The following is a 20,472-nucleotide window of genomic DNA, read 5'->3' as shown; positions in this document are numbered from 1 at the left end:
TAAGTGATCCTACAATAAGGAGTGAATGATGAAGAAGAAGATGGAAGACGGAGGCAAGCATATGAGCATTCGACCTGAATTGATTGACGAATTACTCAAAGAATGTACCGATCCTACCCAATTGTTGGCCGAAGGCGGTTTCCTCAAGCAGCTGACAGGCGCCCTCGTGGAACGGTGTTTGCAAGCGGAGATGGACGTGCACCTGGGCTATCCCAAACATGGGAAACGTGATGAAACGACTGGCAATGTCCGCAATGGCAGCAGCCGCAAGACGCTCAAGGGCTCACAGGGAGAGATTGATATCGTCGTCCCCCGCGATCGGCATGCCAGCTTCGAACCACTCTTGATCCCCAAGCACGAAACACGACTGGAAGGCTTTGACGAGAAGATCCTGGCCTTGTATGCTCGTGGCATGACCACACGCGACATTCAAGCGCAGATCCAGGAACTCTATGGGGTTGAGGTCTCACCCACGTTCATTTCCAATGTGACGGAAGCCGTCCTGGACGAGGTTCGTCAATGGCAGCATCGACCCTTAGAGACCCTCTATCCCATTATCTATGTGGATTGCCTGGTCGTCAAAGTGCGCGAAAATCAGCGGATCATCAATCGAGCCCTCTACCTGGCTTTGGGCGTGGATATGCACGGACAAAAAGAGTTACTGGGAATGTGGCTGGGTCACAATGAAGGAGCCAAATTCTGGTTGTCAGTCTTCACCGAACTGCAGAACCGGGGACTTAAAGACATTTTCATCGCCTGTGTCGATGGTTTGACCGGCTTACCCGAAGCGATTGAAACACTCTATCCTCACGCACGAGTCCAGCTCTGCATGGTTCATATGGTGCGTAATTCACTCAAATATGTGTCCTACAAACATCGCAAGGAGGTCGCGGCAGACTTGAAATTGATCTACTCAGCTGCCACGGAAAGTGAAGCGCAGGTCTACCTGGATCTCTTTGCCGAGAAATGGGATCGGCAGTACGCAAGCATCAGCAAAATGTGGAGAACCAACTGGAGTCATGTCGTCCCGCTGTTTGCCTTTCCCGAGGACATTCGCAAGGTGATCTACACCACCAATGCGATCGAGTCAGTGAACATGTCGTTACGCAAAGTCACGCGCAATCACCGCATTTTTCCCTCAGATGAGGCCGTCTACAAAGTGGTCTATCTAGCTATGCACAACATTGCCAAGAAGTGGACCATGCCGATCCGTAATTGGATACCTGCATTAAATTGTTTTGCGATTGAATTTGGGGAGAGATTTCCTCACTAAATGAAATGACATACACAAAGTACTTGACAGACTCCTAAAATGAAGTGTTTTTATTTCTGGTATATTCATCATTGTATTTTTATGCGTAAAGGACAAAGGCATGTACAAACATTAAGATGACCTGATCTACTGTCTGCTAGGTCATCACTGCCGTAAACTCTTCAAAAGCGTGGACGAAAAGTCCTTATAGGTGTTTCACGTTACTAACATAACCAATTTTTATCATTATTTACCCATGGATGGGTTACGTAACCGCCTTACTGATTATGTTATTGACGTGCAAGCCTTTCATGCTGTCTGGTCGCTACAGATGTTCTATTGTCGTCCCTTCCCTTGGTTTGCTAGTCTTTACGATGCCAACGCACATGTCAGTTGATTCAAGCGAAACTGGCGAATACTCAACTATCATATTTGGCTTTGCATGTGAACTGGATCAAAAATGGGCGAACTTCGGGTTATTTCATTCAAAAAAAAGGAAGTTCTTGAATGAGTCAACCTTCTTCTACTCCTCCTAGTCCTCTAGAGAGTAAGTCTTCGATACCGCATAGATATCGCTTCGGTATCAAATCAGCATTGATTATCGTTCTCGTAATTCTTGTAACTCTGACTCTTACCTGGTTCAGCAATGATGGTATCCTGAATAGTATCGTTGCTTCGATTGCTCACGGTGGGAATCCATATGCCTCAGCAGGGGGAACTCCGAACACTGCAAATCCCACCCATGGAACCAAGTCAGTGACTCACCTTCCACCACCAGTGCGCACAAAACCATTTACCCCTGGGAAAACGCAAGGAACTATTAATAAAATTTATAAGGCTTCTATGAAGCCGATGATCATGGAGTTAAACCCCGCTAAAGGGGCCCATGCTATCAGTAGTGATGGTACATTGGAGGTGACTGTACCTGCAGGTGCGATTACTGTTACTGACGTGGCGAACATGACCCATGCTACCACTAGTAATAGCATGTTGAATGCAACTGTACCTTCAAGATTAAATCCTCTTGCTGATGTAACAAACATCGCCACCACGAAAAACGATGCCCAGTCTAAACTGTCATTGCGTGTGACGCAGATCGCACCAGGCAGTGGTTCCAACACTGGCGGCGGCGTTGTTTCCTTTGGCACATACAAGTTTGAGATTATCGATAGCACCGGCAAGGTGGTTGCCCATGCTCTCCGCCAGCCAACGCACGTGCAATTCCATCTCGGGAAAAAACCTGCGGTCTTTGATGTGAGTAAGGCCTTTGCAACCATCAATGGTGCAGCGCCAAGTGGCACGCATACAGGTGGTCACACTGCCCAACTGGCAGTGCATTTTGACCAAAAGAATAATATACTCGCAACTGATATTCCGGCAGAGACGAGTTTACAATCGACAACCACCACATCAGCGCATATCAGTGGTGGAACACAGACCTTTGCCCCTATGACACAGGCTGTGCCCATGGCACAGATCTTTCCTGAAACGGTCGTGTCTTTTAACACCTATGCTCCTGTTGCAGTCTTTGGTGGTCCCGGTCCACTGGAAACGAATATGAATGTGGGAGCATTGACACAGGGCATCAAGCTCGATGTTCCTCCAGGTCCGGCAGGAACGTTGCCCGATCTTACCCTGGCGTATAATAGTTCTGCCGTCAACGACCAGCATAGTACTCAGGCAACGTCCACCTGGGTTGGCGAAGGTTGGAACATGAATCTTGGCTCTATTAGCTGGTCAGAGCACAATGTATTTTCCAACACGAACAATCCTACCTGGCGGAATACATGGACGATGACCGATCCGTTTGGTTCGACCTCTGAGATCATTCCTCCCAATGCCCAGTTCTCTAATGCCTACGATGATACCCCTTTTTCCATCACTGCTGGACCGACAGCATGGCACGCTGCGGACGAGAACTATGCAAAGATCGAATCGTTCCAGAGCAGTTTCGCCTTTCCCTATGGTGCGAATCCACCTCCCATAACCCATCCTCAATGTTTCCGCGTGTTCTTGAAAAATGGCGTTATGATGGAGTATGGCTGTACCGCTGACTCTATTCAATACTATGCGGTGCCTGCTGGCGGCCTCTATCAAGGGTTGTCTGGTAATGCTGGCCTGTACTATCCAGTAAATTGGATGGTGGATCTGATTACTGATCAGAATGGCAATCAGGTACACATTACCTATCAGGCCGATACGGCAACCGGCATAAACAACTTGCCCTATACTCGTGATGTGCAGTTGAGCACGGTTTCCTGGGATGACCCGACGTGTGTGAATGCGAGCACTGCGTGCAGTTCCTGGAATCCCCATTCCCGCGTTGTGTTCAATGCCAGTCACACGCCAACCCGTCTGACGAATACCCCAAGTGGGTGTAATACGGGCGCGAATTTGCGTTGTGATGATCCAACCAATCAGGGGATATTAGCCCCTCTCGTCATGGGAACCCTGGTTCTTAATAACATCCAGGTTCAGAATCTGGTGGGATCGACCTGGACCAACCTGCGCAATTATCAACTGAGTTATGAAGAATCTGGTCCAACCACGATTACCGACCCTGTGACCGGGAAAACTCAATCAACCTCAGGTATGTTTGATCTGACCAAGATCCAACAGTTTGGTAGCGATGGTACAACGGCCTACCCACCAACCACATTGGGGTATACCACTCAGACTGAGTACTATGAAGATAGCACTTTCTGGCCCTATGCTAAAACCTATTGTGGCCCCAGTTGGAATACAGGCGGCAATGGTGGGACGTGTGATCTGTGGAGTCAGAGCTACGCGGGTAACAGTCGCTATGTGTCCAGTATCGATAATGGGAAAGGACTGAAGCAGCAGATCACCTGGGCGAATGCGCGTAACAACACTCATGGTTCGGCTGCACCAAGTGATCCGTTTTACTGTAATAGCCATCAGTCTGGCTATCCCTGTAACTCTGCTGATGATCAGGCATGGAGCCGAATCGTCGTGCAGAATCGCACCAACACGGTGCAGCAGATTACGCAGAATGGACAGGGCGGTGCGCAAACAACGACACCGATCACGAGCCCCTATGTGTATACCTACGTGCAAACCTATCCGTTGGCGGCTCAGGAGTGCGGTGACTGTGTTGCAGGCATGTACTGGGGTAGCCAAAATGATGGTGACTTTCTAGACTATTATAATGGGAAGTTCATGGGTTTTGCCCAGGCCTCAGTTTCTAATCCCGATGGATCGTTGGAAGTTGATAAATACTATTCGACGATGGGTTGGGGTATTTATGATACTAGTGCTCCCATTTCCTGTTCGGCTTCGACTTTACCGCCAATCACTACCACCTGTCATGCAGCACCCTGGTGGAACATTAATAATGTGGGCCATGGGCACGCATATGATGTCGCTTATTACGATACCGATGGCAAAACACTGCTCAAGCATAAAACAGCTACGTACCAGGCGATATGTCCGCCTAGTGGGGTGGCTGGAAGTCCATCGATTCCTGTCTATGGAATTATCGATAATATGTTGATCAGTGAATTGGACTATAATAATCCGGTTGCTGTGTGCGATGTGCAACAAACACAGGAAACCACTACCATGACAGATGGTACTGGCAGTAGTAGTACCGCGACGACAAACTTTACCTATGATACACTGGGCCGGGTGACACAGACCTCGACAGCCAGCAATGGTGGTACACCCGCAGCGGTCGTCAAACTGACATCGTACATCTGGAATGATGCGGTCACCGCGACCAGCACCAGTGCCAGTGGCACCTATCTGCTGACAACGAAAGCCTTTACGGCGACGCAAGATGGCAATGGCAACCGGGTGAGTTGTCAGTACATGGGCTATGATGGGATGGCGAATGCCACTGGATCAAACACTGGTTTGACCCGTGGCAACCAGACCACTTCCAATAGCTACTCGAGCTGTGGCAATGTCGGAAATACCTATACTCCGAGTGGATTGCTCAGCACAAGTTTTGGTTACGACACAACCACGAGTAACGGAGGCAAGAATACTGGCAACCTGGTGGGAATGACATCCGCCAATGCCAACGCAGGACTTGCAGCCAAGAATTGTTCCACGCTTGGTGTGTCGTATACGAATTGCAAAAACTTCGACAATACAACCACAGCATCGCTGGTAACCGGAGTCTCAGCGCAGGCGTTGACATCGAGCGTGAGCTATTCGGGTACCGTTGGCAATGGTTTACAGCCCGCATCGGCCACCGATGCCAATAGTAACCCAACCACCTATACCTATGACAAATTGGGACGTGCGCTTACTACAACACTGCCGGGGAATACCTCGGGAACACCAAACACATCCATGGTCTATGCCAATTGGTGTGCCGCGACTGGGGCACAAACCCCCTGTGTTGAAGAGGATACCACTACATTACCAGATCATACCGTTCCAACCAACACGGTAACCACACGCAAATTCTATGATGGTAACGGCCAGCTTGTGGAGACGCGCACACCGGCACCAAACGGGCAAGACGTTGTTCAATACACGTTGTACGATATCATGGGTCGAGCTATCAAGAACAGCAGACAGTACTATGTGACGGCTTATACTGGCGCAGCGGGTTCTGCCGCTTTCTCCTTGCCAGACGCGTCACAGGTCGTAACAGTCACGGCCTATGATGGATTGGGACGAACCAGGACGGTGACGGATCCGCAGTCGCATGTGACGACCACGCAGTATAGCGTGGTGTGTAGTCCGGTAAGCGGTGATAGCGGCTGCTACGAGCAGACGACCACCATGGATGCCAACCATCATCAGACTGATGTTTTAGTTGATGCCCTGGGTCACACAGATTACAAGCGTACGTATACTGGTACTGGTCCATATACCGTGTATGCAACGAATAGTATCACCTATGACGCAGCAGGCCATCCTATCCTGTCAAAAGGTCCGACTGGTAAGGTGGCACTGACCTTGTATGACAATGCTGGTCGATTGGTTTCAAAGGCCGATCCAGATCTGGGTGACTTTGCCTATACATATGACCCCAATGGCAGTCAGATTGAAACGCAGGATAGCCGCTCCATTGGTCGAAATCTGATCCAAAACCCTGGCTTCGAAGATGGAACTATTGGCTGGTCATTGACTGGTGCAGCATATAGAAATACCAATGCTCATTTAGGAGCCATCAGTATGGCGCTGAATGCCAGTGGCAATAGCGTAGGCCAGACGGTAACCATCCCGACAACTGACACGTATTCCCTCTGTTTGTATGAGGCATCATCTGTAGCCGGGTCAAGCTTCACATTGACAGTCAATGGTTTACAGCGGGCGACCATGACATTGCCAACTGGAACCACCTATACGCAGCAATGTTTGCCCAATCAAGCACTCAATGCCAATGATAGTGCCCAGATCGTGGTCACGTCAGGTGGCAACTGGTTAAATATCGATGATATGCGTCTGGCAGTGGTGCCGACAACCCCCACGGGCACCATGTACTACTGTTATGACAATTTGAACCGTAAGACGGGCATGTCTGCGACGAGCAACGCCTGTGCGAGTCCATTGGCAGCCTGGAGTTATGATTCAGGCACCAATGGCCAGGGCCAGTTGACGGGAGAGAGTTTCACCAGCAATGGTGTTTCTGGTACCTATGCCTATGGGTATGATGGCAATGGGAATCAGACCAACTGGTCGATGACCATTGGCGGAACAACCTATCCTTTCACGACGACGTACAATGATGCCAAAGAGCCAAAAACGTTGACCTATCCCGATGGCGATGTGGTGACCAACACGTATAATAGCCAGGATTGGTTATCAGGGGTATCTGAGACCCTGAATAGTACCAGCAATACCTTGATGAGCGCGATGAACTACCAGAACGATGCGGGGGCAGCACAAATGCCATCGAGCGCGCTGGTGGCCAATGGCACGTATCAATGGAACATGAACTATGATTCCCTGTTCAATCCCAGCGAGCAGAGCATGCAAAAGGTCAGCGGCAACCTGACGCTCTTTGACCAAAAACGCACCTATGATGCCGTAGGCAATATCAGCACGCTGAACACCACACTGCCGACCGGCACTGACAATCAGATGTACTGCTATGATGAGCTGAATCGCACGACCTGGGCTGGATCAACCGGCACTGCGCCCTGCGGGAACCTCACGGCAGGCACCCTGACTGCCGCCAATTATCAACAGAGCTATGCCTTCGACACACTCAATCGGCCTACCGCTGGCGGCCAGACCTATGGCGATTCCAATCATCTCGATGCTGTGACCAGCGCATCCGGGTTTACCGCGAGCTATGATCCAGCAGGTAACATGATCACGCGTAACGACCAGCCAATCGTGTATGATGCCTTGAGTCGTCAGACGAACTGGCAGAACACAGCGGCAAGTCCAACGCAAACCGCCACATATGCCTATAATGGCGAAGGAGAACGGGTCCAACAAGTGGCGACCAATAGTGGCACCACGACAACGACCAACTATATCGGTAAGAATGAGGAGGTGAGCACTACCGGCTCGAACACGACCACGACCAAGTATTACAATACTGCCGTGGCAACTGTTACCAATGTGAATGGCACGCTGTCCTATGTGGTTAGAGATTTCCTCGGTAGCACCACTATGGCATTGGATACTACTGGCAATGTCACTGCGACGACGTTGTATGCACCCTATGGAATGACGCGCTATAGCATGGGAACAATGCCGACGACGCGGAGTTACACGAGCATGGTAAGTGATCCAAGTGGGTTGTTCTATGACCACGCTCGCTACTACGATGGTGGGGTGGGTCAGTTTACATCGGCAGACACGGAGCAAGGTCCAAACCGGTATGGGTATGTTGCTGGTAATCCCGAGACCAATATTGATCCTACTGGCCATATCAACACTGATGGGTCACATTTCAATTGGTGGGTGAATTATGGATGGTGGGATGGGGTGATAAACATCAACCTCAACAGTGGTGATTTGAACCATTATTGGTATGCTTTCTTTTTTGCGGCTCCTGCTCTTGTGGCAATAGTAACCTGTGGGCTTCTTTTTACGGCTGGGGCTGTACTTTCTTCTCCAAGTGGGTGGGGGCCAATAGGTTTTGCAATAGCTGGGGCGGTACTATGTCCCATATTGTCTTACATTGCCGGGGAGGTAGGTTATGCGATAGGATCGTACTATTGGGGTAAAGTATTCGGCGGATATACCGGGGGCGTGACTCTCCAAATCCACTCCACTCACGCGTGGATTTATTACTGGTTTTGGGCGTGGGGTTGGGGATATGGTTGGTTCCGATGTTATTGCCTTCGTGTGTATCAGCAGTATATGTGGGTAACCGCTAGGCAATATTGGGGGTACTAGTAAAAGCCTGCGCTTTTATCAAGCCTTTCGCTCTTCCCTTAACCTCTTTTAGAGTAGTGGGAAGTGAAGATTGCAGAGTCTCTGTAAAACCTGTTCTCCCCATCCTCACTGTAATGAAGGATGGGGAGGGACATCTCTGATTACACACAAAGTACGTTTACCCAATACAGTGGTAGCTTGAAGAAGGATACGTTGCATTACCGCTACCACTATTAAGAATGAGTGGATGATATATGTTGTCATCCGCGTCTATCTGAAGAGGGATAACATGTTGTCGTCACGTTTTTTCTGGATATTAGCGCTCCTTCGATGGGGAGTAGCTCTCGTCATTACCATTGTGCTGATTATAGAGTGGGTATTTCCATCCTCTTTTGGAATCCTTCCATCATTTCGCCTTTGGAAGCTCGTTTTTAATAGTGTCATGTTGATCGGCTGGATCATTGGCTTTGGGTACTTGATTAGGAAGTTAAGTTCCCTCTCCTCTGTCGCAATCCGACCCATATCGTTTTATAAGGTGTTAATGGCGAATATTGTTGGCTTCATTGGAATGCTTCTTCTTTTGATGATGAATGTATTGACCGATGGTAAATCATTAGATGCTGCCATACAGTTCGGAATTTTTATGGGCTTGTTACTTGGTATTGTACCAATTATCACGACTTTCTGGTTCTGGTTCCTATATCGACTTATCAAGTAATCATCACCTATGGGGTTTTAGGCCATGCACACTCTATGCTCATGGAAAATGAGACTACCAGTCTTTCTGACGCTTAAGCAGAGAGGCAGAATATTTTTTCTCCATAACAAAAGTACCTTTTGTTAATCTATTATACGCTGCTTCTGTCTCAATCGATCAGCCATGGCGCTGCTTATAAAGCGCTCACTGTTCAACTAAAAGCAGGCGAAAAGACATAGATTAATCTAAGCCCAATGAGTATAAGGATTGAGGATGAACGCGTTTCAAGGTGCCTTGCGCAAGGCACCTTGAAACGCGTTCTGTTGAAGAGAGGCAAATTAATATATTCTTTTCTCATTTTTATGAGACGGACGTCCTTTTTGTTGGTGAGAGAGGGCTCACAGGCATCGTCGCGAGTTGTTGTAGGCGAGAGGTGATCCACAAAACGCCGCCGATATTTTCTCCGGTTGCTGGATCAAACCAGCCTGATTTGACTTCTGTGGTGAGCGTCGCCATTTCATTAAGCAGTGTTGCATTTCCTTGTTGCTTCAACTGCTGTGGGTTCATTTTTACGATTTTTGCTGCATCAGTACGGACCTGGAGTAAGTCCGTTCTCATCTTCATAATGACGTTGTCAATGAGGATCGCAAGGTGTTTCTGTTGGGCTGTATGGCCAGGTGCGCCAGCGAGTCCTGTTTGGTGAATATCCACATGTGCGAGAAATCCTGGCGGATTCTGATTTGGGACACTATTGAGGAGTCCGATCTTTCCTGCCTGTGGATCAACAAGCCACGGCGAACCTGCCGGAACATCACGTGTATAATAGAACGCACCATCGAGATACTCTAAAATACGGAGCATGTGGTTGTGGATCTGACTTGTATTCGTCTTTGCGCCATTCCAATCTCCCTGGGCTGCCGATGCCCACTCTTCAACCTTGGCGACATTGCGCGTCAGCCAGATAGCCAGTCCGCCAGGAATGTTGTTGGCTTGCAATGTTGGATCCCTGGCAAGCAAATGCCGCACATGGGAGAGCAAGGAATACTGATGGGCGTCGCCTGGCGTGGGTGTATTTGGGATGAAGCCTTGCCATCGCCAGTCAGCTGGATTTTGGCTGGGTGTGTCGGGTGTGGGGTTGCCTTTCTGGATGGTGACCCGTACCCCACTGTAGGATGCGAGAAGATTGGTATGATTGGGGGAGCTATAGGTCAGGTGAACTGGCCCTGCGGTCTGGAAGGAATGGAGAAGCAACGGTGGCGTTGTATCATCGCCTGGATCCGGCAGTAACCACACGTCATAGGACATGCCTGTTGGAGGCGCTGGCACAGAGCGAAGTGACATGGTAATCATGTCGTTATATCCCCGCGTCGTCCCTGGATCAAATTGCCCACTACTTGTAAAAGTGAGCGTTCCAGATGGCGTTGTTGGGGTTGATTGGGGATGAGCCGCGTATGTTGGCATCAGCAGGAGTGGCACGAAAATCAAACTGGCGATAAGCAGAAGCACAATTGTGACTCCTCTACCTACCACATAGGTCCGTTTTCTTGCGGTAGATGGGACTGATGGAGCATCCTGATACGTATATTTTTTTGTCGTTGATAGCCTTTCCGTGATCCAGCTGATTTTTGTCTTCTTCATCTGGGAAGGGGAATGGATGAGCGTATTGTTTCTCTGATAGAAATGGACCAGGGTTTGCAGCGCATCATCAAGGGATGCAGCATGTTCGATCTTATAATGCGTTGCAAGGATTGCTTCGTGGGTACGCTGCGAGGGAATAACCAGACAAATGAAATGAGCATGCTTCTTTTTGTCAAGCAAGGAGCGAAGAACAAGAAAATGTTCAGCTTGACGAAAGATATCGCCAGAGGCTGGTAAGAGAATAAGGACAGGTTGGTCCTGTTGCTGGAGAATCGTGAGTATTTCTCGCCATGAATCCTGACCTTCAACCTGGAGAAGAGAGACAGAGCGAATTCTCTCTGGTACCACACTATCCATGTTTTTGTCGTCAACAAGGTGAGCGTTATCAAGGATCATTCTATGCTCTCAATTCTTGAAGAAAACATTCTACAGGAAGAGCACTCTTCGAACAATATACCTATATATAGGTCGATTCATAGTACGACATCATTTCATACTGTAGCACAAGCTTTGGTGGTGTGTCAATGTAATACAGCCCATTAAAGGATGAATAATAGCAAGAGTTATTGGATAGAATAATGGCGAAATATTGCGGTAGGCACCCAGTGTTGATTGTTCTTCTCTGGGTGCCTCCTTGCGTGTCGAGGGGATGTTCCTTCTCTAGAGAAAAGGATCGGTTGCAAGATCTGGAAGTGTATTGGTATCGAGCGCATAGGTATTGACGAGCCAACCAGTACCACCCATCGGGGCATTTGCTCCCTGATTCTGTGGAGCGACCCGGACTAATATTACTGCCATGTGATGCAAAAGAGGCTGACCAGTTGCAGGATTGCTTTCAAGTGCTTCTGTACGCTTGCCGCTGTTGAGATCAATTTTCGATTGGAGGAGTTCGAATGCAACATGGACCCAGGCAATCGTACGTTGCTGGCCTTGAACCTGTATGCTCTTCAATTGAACGAGCGAGGGCTGGGCATTCACAGCCTGTTGAATGATCTTTTGGGATTGTATCTTGTCATAGAGCACATTATTTATCATACGCACATCATTTTGTATGAAACGAATCTGACCTCCGGAGGTCAGTAAGAAGATGGAGCCTGTGAGTGTTCCGCTATGATTGGTTGGTGTTCCAATGTTGCGGTAGTCATAGCTCATCTCTCGATCGGTAAAGGTGCTGCCTGTTCGTAGCAATTCCAGGGCATCTCCTAAGGTAAGACCAGCCTGAGTCCATCCAATCTGGTTGAGTTGTTGTGCTGAAGGAATAGTTCCTGATGGCCCATTCCCAGAACCTTGTGTTCCTTGCCCTTGATGAGAGGGAGGAGTTATTGCTTGTGGGGATGGCGTTGCCGGTGGGTGTGTGTTTGTGGGCGGTCGCTGCTTTGGTTTGGATGGTGTGACAGGCGACGCTTGTGCGGTCCTGGCTGTTGGGGTACTCCCAACCCGTGTTGTATGCGGCGAAGGTGCTGGTTGGGCAAACACAAACATGCTCGCACCAAGAATCGTGACGAACACAACACTCCCAATAAGAAGGAGTTTGAATACGTGAAACGATCCCCAGCGTTTCTGTGCTGTTGGGGTAGCTCCTGGTTGGGGGGAGCCTGTTGCTCCCTGACCCTGAGCATTCATGGTGACGAATGTTGGCATGGCGCCAGAATGCTGAAAAGGTAAGACGAAAGGAGTACTCTGATTGGCCTGGTCATCCATAGGAGGTAGATCATCCATAGGCGGAACATAGGGGTCAAGATCATCTTCCTGTGTATAAAACAGTGGTTGCTTCTTTTCTGGTACCGGTTTTTCCTCCTTAAGTGGTTGTTGGGAGCCAGACATCGATGGTATCGAAGTGAAAATTGTTTGATTCTGGGCATCTTCTGGTGGCATCTGTTGCATTGCATAACCTGCTTTCTGCATAATGTAGCTTGGTGAAGATTTCTATGAGGTTTACAGCACTCCAGGGCGACGAAGCTCTCTCGTCTTTTTTCTTTGCTTAAGAATAAGTCTACTCAGCAGATGGGATGAGTCGGAGGGCAGGTGAGACGTAGCGGATAAGTAGGGTGGGATAGGGTAGAGAGGGATAGGGAAAGGGAGCCAAAATAATCTCATCAGAAATGGATGTGTTGAAGTGCCTGAATGGATGTGTTGAAGTGCCTGAGGGTGATCCTTGTTAAATGAAGGAGCACAGGACAGGACCTGGGCAGCATCCCAGGTCCTGTCCTGTGCTCCTTCTCATTTTTCCTCTTCATATTTCGTCGTCGGAACTGGTATTGAGGGCCGGTCTGCATCAGATGCAGGCTGGGTCGATAGCTGTTCCCATGGAATACGCGTGGGTGTGCCGATATCTTGCAAATGGAACCCATCATTATGTTTTATCAGCTGCCAACGCTCCCGTGTATTGCCCTCACTTTCCTTTTTCCAGTGTGTTATCGCCGTATTGCGTGTAGAAAAACGTGTCGGGGGAAGTTCCCATTCATCCATATGAAAAAAAGAGTGAAACGATCCGTCAATCACGCCGCCGTGACAAACCAGAACAATCGTTTTGCCTTCATGCACGCGCACAATTCGATCTAATGCTGTTCTCACGCGCAGCATGAATTGTGCCCAACTCTCACCTGCGGGAGCGATAGGACGAAAAGGCATTGTCTCATAGTTCGGTTTGCCGAATCGCTCCCAGAAGATCTCTATTGGCAGACCCTCCGCCTCACCTGGGCGCAATTCCTGAATCTCGTCGTCGAGCTGTAGTGGCAATCCAAGCGCAGGAGCGATAATCTGCGCGGTCTGTAAGGCTCGGGGGAATGTACTGGCTATCAAGATATCAGCCGCAATTTCTTTTGTTGCTGCCAGACGGTCACGGAGCCGCTGGGCCTGTAAAATTCCCAGTGGAGATAAACCACCGTCGCCGACAAATCCATCGACCGCGCTCATTGCCTCCCCATGACGGATAAAATACATGTGAGTGATCAATGATGTACTCCGTTTCTACTTTTAAAAAACGCTTGAAACAATTATACCTGAATGCAGCTTGGATATGAATTGTTGTTATCAGAGACGCGATCTTTTGTATATCATCCTTACAGATAGATTAATGATCACCCAATAGAGGTGGCTTGCCTAAATGAGTTTCAACTACTGAAAGAAGCGTTTGCGTCTGAAATGGTTTGACGAGATAATCTTTCGCTCCTGCGAGACGACATTTGAGCTTATCTACCGTACTATCGCACCTGGTGAGCATGATAATTATGGTTTGGCTTAGTTGCGGCTTTGTTTTGAGGCGGCAAGCAACTTCGTACCCATCCATCCTTGGGAGTCCTATGTCCAAAATAATCATGCTGGGGATGCGAGCCTGAGGTTCTGCAAGCCATCTCATCGCTGCTATCCCATCAGGAAAGCTTACTACCTCATATCCCTCGCGGGTCAAGCAGATCTCTACAATTTTTCTGACGGTGGCCGAGTCATCAATGACCATAATCCATGGGTTGTGAGCTACCGCTACTGGCTGAATACCTGTGGGGACAGGCGCGGCTGTATGCCCGACTGTGTTTGATTCAGACCATATTTCTATGCCCGGAGAGGGAAAACACGTTGCGTTCTTCAACTGTACTTTTCTCACTGTATATTTCCTTTATCTATCGCTTGTTTTCCAAGATACCCTTAGGAGCTAAAATAGCACTGACACGCGTCTCTTTTTCTTTGTTATGGGTATGTATTTGGTACTGCCAGTGTCTCTGTGATTGCGAGGCCTATGTAGGATCAGAACGTCTATTTAGTTGCTCTGCAACCAGTGCTATCGCACCCTCACCAACGATGTCCTGTAATTGCGTGTGGAGGCTGCCGATGTTTTCCATACGAGTTGTGATAAAATCGTGCTGTGCTGATCCATATGCGAGGCCCGTGATGCCTCGTTGGGCTGCTTCATATTCTGCGCTGATTTGCGCCAGGAGACGGGTTACTTCACTGCGCTTTTCGCTTGCTCTAAGCATCATTGCCCTCCAAAGATTGTTCTTTATTGACTTCTGCAATCAATTAGTCATGTTGGATTTTCTGTATTTTTGTCGTGACGTATCTGTTGCGTTCCAGGAATTGTTGTCGTTCCAATGACGATCCCTTGTGGCATTGGGGTCACATACATATGTGCGTGATTGACATGGGTGCTCCACGTATAGAACAGCCTCCGTGCATGCACTTCATCTCGCGCATAAATAAAAGAGAACTGATCCTGGTTAAAATTCACACCATCGGTTGCTCTGGCACAATGCAAGACAAGAAAATCTTCCCACAGCACAATGTCAATTGTATCGAGAGAAAGAGGCCTCTCATCTGTTGAAAGGGCTGCCAGAACTCTTTCCGCCTCTTCACGGCTGACCGGGTGCCCGGAGATCATATGGTAGACGGCCAGTGGTGAAACATATGCTTGTATTGCAGTGGTTGGTATATCAAAGGGAATTGTCTTCCTCAAATCTTCGAGTTTTATTTTCTTTTGTTGAGGCATGGTTTGCTCACTTCTTAGGGTTTTTGTCCAAAGGTTGAGTAAAATTCGTAGGTAGTATGATGGCATTCCCATTCCTTTGGTAAATGTGCAACGACCTCGTCAAACAGTTCTGGTTGTATCCCTAATTTGTTGACGTACACACCTTTCAAGGACTTGAATACTGCAAAAATATCGATGCCCAAAAGCTCTCCTGCTCGTCCTGCCCATGCGCCTAAAGGCACCTGGATCTTTTCCATATGGACATTGATGAGACCGTGATTGGTAAGAAGTCTATTGATGGTTGGCACGGATGAAAGGTCAAAACCATGTATTGTCATCCCTTCATCCCACCATGCTCGCAATTGTGCTGTGGCTGGACCTGCATGGTGATAGATATTGCCTGTTTCTAGCAACTCAATCCATCCACCTGGGCGGGTGACACGAACCAGTTCATGCAAAATGAAGGGCCATTGAGAGGTGGGAATGCCCCCAACGAGAAGCCGCTGGTGTACAAAGTGAAAAGTATTCTCATGGTAAGGCAGACCTTTGAGAATATCGTTGTTGTTGAAATGGCATTGTGATGAAAACTGAATATGCGATGCAGGAGCATCAGTATCGATGCCGTAGATCTGTGCTTGTGGAAACTCTTGAGCCATTTCAGCCATCCATCGACCAGTTCCACTTCCAACATCCAGGATATAATGTGTCTTCGCTGGCTCAAGAGGCGCTTTGTAATTCCCACACAGGAGCAACTTGAGCCCGAAGTGCTGAAAATCGAGACGGTGCGTTTCCTGGATATCTTTGGGCAAGAGATACGGAACATCCCTTCGATGTACACGACCCTCAATTGTAATAATTGGACTCCGAGATACGACTTGTGTGAATCGCGTTTTGCTTTTTCTATGAAAGCGATGGAGGAGAATTCCCATTGAGGGTGTACAATACTTTGTGTAAGTGATCCTACAATAAGGAGTGAATGATGAAGAAGAAGATGGAAGACGGAGGCAAGCATATGAGCATTCGACCTGAATTGATTGACGAATTACTCAAAGAATGTACCGATCCTACCCAATTGTTGGCCGAAGGCGGTTTCCTCAAGCAGCTGACAGGCGCCCTCGTGGAACGGTGTTTGCAAGCGGAGATGGACGTGCACCTGGGCTATCCCAAACATGGGAAACGTGATGAAACGACTGGCAATGTCCGCAATGGCAGCAGCCGCAAGACGCTCAAGGGCTCACAGGGAGAGATTGATATCGTCGTCCCCCGCGATCGGCATGCCAGCTTCGAACCACTCTTGATCCCCAAGCACGAAACACGACTGGAAGGCTTTGACGAGAAGATCCTGGCCTTGTATGCTCGTGGCATGACCACACGCGACATTCAAGCGCAGATCCAGGAACTCTATGGGGTTGAGGTCTCACCCACGTTCATTTCCAATGTGACGGAAGCCGTCCTGGACGAGGTTCGTCAATGGCAGCATCGACCCTTAGAGACCCTCTATCCCATTATCTATGTGGATTGCCTGGTCGTCAAAGTGCGCGAAAATCAGCGGATCATCAATCGAGCCCTCTACCTGGCTTTGGGCGTGGATATGCACGGACAAAAAGAGTTACTGGGAATGTGGCTGGGTCACAATGAAGGAGCCAAATTCTGGTTGTCAGTCTTCACCGAACTGCAGAACCGGGGACTTAAAGACATTTTCATCGCCTGTGTCGATGGTTTGACCGGCTTACCCGAAGCGATTGAAACACTCTATCCTCACGCACGAGTCCAGCTCTGCATGGTTCATATGGTGCGTAATTCACTCAAATATGTGTCCTACAAACATCGCAAGGAGGTCGCGGCAGACTTGAAATTGATCTACTCAGCTGCCACGGAAAGTGAAGCGCAGGTCTACCTGGATCTCTTTGCCGAGAAATGGGATCGGCAGTACGCAAGCATCAGCAAAATGTGGAGAACCAACTGGAGTCATGTCGTCCCGCTGTTTGCCTTTCCCGAGGACATTCGCAAGGTGATCTACACCACCAATGCGATCGAGTCAGTGAACATGTCGTTACGCAAAGTCACGCGCAATCACCGCATTTTTCCCTCAGATGAGGCCGTCTACAAAGTGGTCTATCTAGCTATGCACAACATTGCCAAGAAGTGGACCATGCCGATCCGTAATTGGATACCTGCATTAAATTGTTTTGCGATTGAATTTGGGGAGAGATTTCCTCACTAAATGAAATGACATACACAAAGTACTTGACAGACTCCATTCATATGCAAATTGCTTTATGTGCTTCAGCGTTTTATCAACTTCTTGCAGATCCTGAAACGTTGACCAATAAGGGAGAAAGATTCCCATCGAGTGAAATCGAGTCTGTATTACACGGTTTGCACTTTTATTGCTACGTGGATAGAAAAATGTAGGTACCATATCAATTGCATCAATATCATATTGGAGCGTAAATTTTTGGAAGGTGTCTTGCGTAGAGTCTGATTGGAAATAGACAGATGTAAAAGCGATCTCGACTGGAAGCTTACAAAAAGCTGTTCCTTCGACTCTATCTCCACTGATGGTAAGGTACCGTAAGATCTGCTTGGGGTTCTCACGGCATTCAGGAGATAAGAATTGATAATGTTTGAACATAGTGTTAACATTTGGAGTTAAAAGCCCTGCCTGTAGACCGATATGTACATAATAGGGATCACCTTGAAATCCATAAAGATGCTTTGGCTGACGAATAATTTCTTTGACCAGCTCGCACAGATCATCTAAAGCAGCTCTGTTTTTGTTTGACCCGGCGATCTGCTTTTTTATGCGCGTGAAAAGAGCTCGTTTCTCTTCATCGGTTCCGCTTTGGAGTATAGGTAGAACATGTTGTCGATAAATATCAATGATTGGACTTTCTGCCTCGTCAAACCGATTAAAGATGAGCATATATAGGCAAGCAATGTGAAGGACACGCTGCTTAAAATAATCATCCTCTTGCGTTGCCAAAGCATTATTATCTGTTGAGAGGTGGGACTGATGAAGCTCATTTGTTGGGTCAATCATATCCAAATAGTAGTCAAGGACCGAATCACTATTTGCGCTTTTAACTGCTGCATTTAATTTTACTTTCATTCCGAATTGAAAGGATAATGTATCGTTATCTTCATTAGTCATCTGGCGTAATAAGCCTACCTCCATTGGAATGACTGGTAAAATGTCAAAAGCATTGGAACGCGAAAAAACATCGCGAATATCTATCATTTGACGTTTAGACTAAAAAGTTCTACCAGAACTCCATGAGAAGTTCCGTTCAAAGAAAGACGATGAATCAATGCGTCATCTCTGCCATCAGGATGGTACAATTTGAGGCAACTTTGGCTTTTTGCGAATGATGGGAAAACGTGGTGCTTTGCCAACTTTTGCTCCTTTCATCCGGCCTTTCGATTTTCCGCGTGGTTGTGGTGGCCGGGCAGGAGTGCCCAAACGTGCCAACAATTTGTGCATCCCGCGCCGCACCTGTTGGGGGGTTGGCTTGCGCTGTTTGCTTTCCCATGGTCGCCGTTCTGCTTCAACCACGTCACGAGCCAAGACCAGATGATTGTGCGCGATCGCCACAATATGGCTCCATCGCTCAAACTGTTCTGGGGTCCGCAAACGTGGTTGTTCCCACAACAAGCATTGCTTGTCAAAACGATAGCCATGCTCTTGCCCAAAGCGCAGCACATAGCCCAGTGCAATCTGGGTGACATCAGCTTCTTGATCCCCAATCCACACAAACCAGCTCACGCGTGGATCACGCTCTTTGTTGGTCGCATGAGGTCGCACCACCCGCAAAACGGTGACGTCCAGGTAGCGTGCCTGCTTGACATGCATGTGTTTCCACCAGGTGACTTCCACCGGACGCTCTTTCTCATCGGTACCTTTCCATACTCCATCTGGATCCTGATGCGTTGCTGGATCTTTCGGTTGCAGTTTGTCACCATCTTTGCGTGGACATCCTTTTTTTCCTGTTGGAGGTGGCGCAGCTCGGTAGAAGCAGCGATTGCTTTTGAGACGACCCAACACCTCAACCTCCAATGCGCTACAACGACACCACAACCAGTTGGAATCATACCCCCGGTCCAATACAACAATGACCTGCTTGGGCAAATAGGGTACCACTTGCCTGAGCTGTTCTTCTGCGACTTCGATGGCGGTGGTCTGCGACGCCACCCGTTGTTGGTCCAGAATATAGGTCCAACTGCTCACTGGCTCTGCCAAAGCCACGACCGTCGAGAATTGCCACCCAAACGTGACTGGCTTCTTGCATTCTGGCAGATTATGCATATGTTGTGCCGTACGATCGGCCGACGTTACAGCAGCCGGGCGTGCAATCTTGCTGGCATCAATGCCAATCCAGAGCCACTTGCCCGCATCGGGTTTGGGCAGATAGCGTGCCAGAATCTCTCGCAGGCGCTTCTCATCGATACGCCCATCTTCAAACGCCTCATACAAACTAGCCCAGGTGCGTTCAAACAAGGGCGATTGCGAGATCTCTGGAAACGATGTCGCCTGTATTTCTGTCATCAGTCCATCAATTGTATTAAACAATGCATCCTTCGCTCGTGGAAAACAGTCATAGATGTCGTGACGAAATTGTCGCAATGTGTTACTGTTAGTCATGCAAGTAAAATTCCTTGTGTTGTAATTATAAGAAGAACTTTACTTGATCAGGCCGCCCGCCGCAAGGTGGGGGGCCTTTTTGTCTGATTTAGTCTAAACGTCAATATCATACTACCATCATAGTAAACTTGGTATTCTGTATCATTAGGATAAGCTAATAAATACTCTTTAATTTTCTTTAATCTTGTGGTGAGCGTATGTAAATAAATAGATCGCCGATCATAATTGCGTTCCTGCGGATTATCGCTTATCTGTTTGGCAAGTAGTTCAAGGTAACGGATCGAGACTTCTTGCTTAATTTTAGCAAGTGATTCGGTACTGACTGTTGCTATTAATGTGTGAAGTTCAGATGTATCCTCGTGGATCATTTCATTTAACCGCTGCTGTAAAGAGACAAAATCACTCTCTTTAAATTTTTTTCCATTTCTACGAGCATATCTCATAATGCCCTCTTCTAACCCACATTCCGC

The 20,472-nt window shown here is 48.2% G+C and carries 13 protein-coding genes; 3 read left to right on the top strand and 10 right to left on the bottom strand.

Going from position 1 to position 20,472, the window contains the following annotated elements; genetic code table 11:
- Nucleotides 1-61 precede the first annotated feature (61 nt).
- Nucleotides 62-1,273, top strand: a complete 1,212-nt coding sequence (locus KDW_RS03530; RefSeq protein ID WP_162005352.1) for an IS256 family transposase — start codon at nucleotides 62-64, stop codon at nucleotides 1,271-1,273.
- Between the two features lie 486 nt (nucleotides 1,274-1,759).
- Complete coding sequence (locus KDW_RS03525; protein ID WP_151754680.1) at nucleotides 1,760-8,587, top strand: RHS repeat-associated core domain-containing protein; 6,828 nt, start codon at nucleotides 1,760-1,762, stop codon at nucleotides 8,585-8,587.
- 1,036 nt (nucleotides 8,588-9,623) lie between these two features.
- Here KDW_RS03525 and KDW_RS03520 read toward each other — a convergent pair.
- The 7 genes from KDW_RS03520 to KDW_RS03490 all read right to left on the bottom strand — a co-directional run bounded on the left by KDW_RS03520 (nucleotide 9,624) and on the right by KDW_RS03490 (nucleotide 16,289).
- Nucleotides 9,624-11,297, bottom strand: a complete 1,674-nt coding sequence (locus tag KDW_RS03520) for a hypothetical protein (RefSeq protein WP_151754679.1) — start codon at nucleotides 11,295-11,297, stop codon at nucleotides 9,624-9,626.
- A 264-nt stretch (nucleotides 11,298-11,561) separates the two neighbouring features.
- Nucleotides 11,562-12,785: a hypothetical protein gene (locus KDW_RS03515; protein ID WP_151754678.1), complete on the bottom strand. Its 1,224-nt coding sequence runs from the start codon at nucleotides 12,783-12,785 to the stop codon at nucleotides 11,562-11,564.
- Between the two features lie 336 nt (nucleotides 12,786-13,121).
- Nucleotides 13,122-13,844 carry a histidine phosphatase family protein gene (locus tag KDW_RS03510; protein ID WP_269822469.1) on the bottom strand — a complete coding sequence of 241 codons (723 nt, stop codon included), beginning with the start codon at nucleotides 13,842-13,844 and terminating at the stop codon, nucleotides 13,122-13,124.
- Between the two features lie 130 nt (nucleotides 13,845-13,974).
- Complete coding sequence (locus KDW_RS03505) at nucleotides 13,975-14,502, bottom strand: response regulator (protein WP_233097598.1); 528 nt, start codon at nucleotides 14,500-14,502, stop codon at nucleotides 13,975-13,977.
- A 130-nt stretch (nucleotides 14,503-14,632) separates the two neighbouring features.
- Complete coding sequence (locus tag KDW_RS03500; protein ID WP_151754677.1) at nucleotides 14,633-14,875, bottom strand: hypothetical protein; 243 nt, start codon at nucleotides 14,873-14,875, stop codon at nucleotides 14,633-14,635.
- A gap of 44 nt (nucleotides 14,876-14,919) precedes the next feature.
- On the bottom strand, nucleotides 14,920-15,447 hold the full coding sequence (locus KDW_RS03495) for a hypothetical protein (protein ID WP_151754676.1): 528 nt from the start codon (nucleotides 15,445-15,447) through the stop codon (nucleotides 14,920-14,922).
- A complete protein-coding gene (locus KDW_RS03490) occupies nucleotides 15,396-16,289 on the bottom strand; it encodes a class I SAM-dependent methyltransferase (RefSeq protein WP_151754675.1) in 894 nt (297 codons plus the stop codon). Before KDW_RS03490 ends, KDW_RS03495 begins: the two co-directional genes overlap by 52 nt.
- Before the next feature lie 83 nt (nucleotides 16,290-16,372).
- Here KDW_RS03490 and KDW_RS03485 point away from each other — a divergent pair, with 83 nt between their 5' ends.
- Nucleotides 16,373-17,584 (top strand): IS256 family transposase, encoded by a 1,212-nt coding sequence (locus tag KDW_RS03485; RefSeq protein ID WP_162005352.1) that lies wholly within the window; start codon nucleotides 16,373-16,375, stop codon nucleotides 17,582-17,584.
- Here the strand turns inward: KDW_RS03485 and KDW_RS03480 are convergent.
- From KDW_RS03480 to KDW_RS03470, 3 genes are all read right to left on the bottom strand, one after another.
- A complete protein-coding gene (locus KDW_RS03480; RefSeq protein WP_162004918.1) occupies nucleotides 17,540-18,514 on the bottom strand; it encodes a hypothetical protein in 975 nt (324 codons plus the stop codon). The two genes, KDW_RS03485 and KDW_RS03480, sit on opposite strands and share 45 nt — an antisense overlap.
- A gap of 174 nt (nucleotides 18,515-18,688) precedes the next feature.
- The gene (locus tag KDW_RS03475) at nucleotides 18,689-20,002 is read right to left on the bottom strand and encodes an NF041680 family putative transposase (RefSeq protein WP_151754673.1); all 1,314 of its coding nucleotides are present in this window, start codon (nucleotides 20,000-20,002) and stop codon (nucleotides 18,689-18,691) included.
- A gap of 47 nt (nucleotides 20,003-20,049) precedes the next feature.
- A complete protein-coding gene (locus KDW_RS03470; RefSeq protein ID WP_151754672.1) occupies nucleotides 20,050-20,445 on the bottom strand; it encodes a hypothetical protein in 396 nt (131 codons plus the stop codon).
- Nucleotides 20,446-20,472: the final 27 nt, after the last annotated feature.

The sequence above is a fragment of the Dictyobacter vulcani genome, assembly GCF_008974265.1.
GTDB lineage: Bacteria > Chloroflexota > Ktedonobacteria > Ktedonobacterales > Ktedonobacteraceae > Dictyobacter > Dictyobacter vulcani.
The sequence above is the reverse complement of the archived record's forward strand: the minus strand, read 5'-3'. Positions and strand labels throughout refer to the sequence as shown.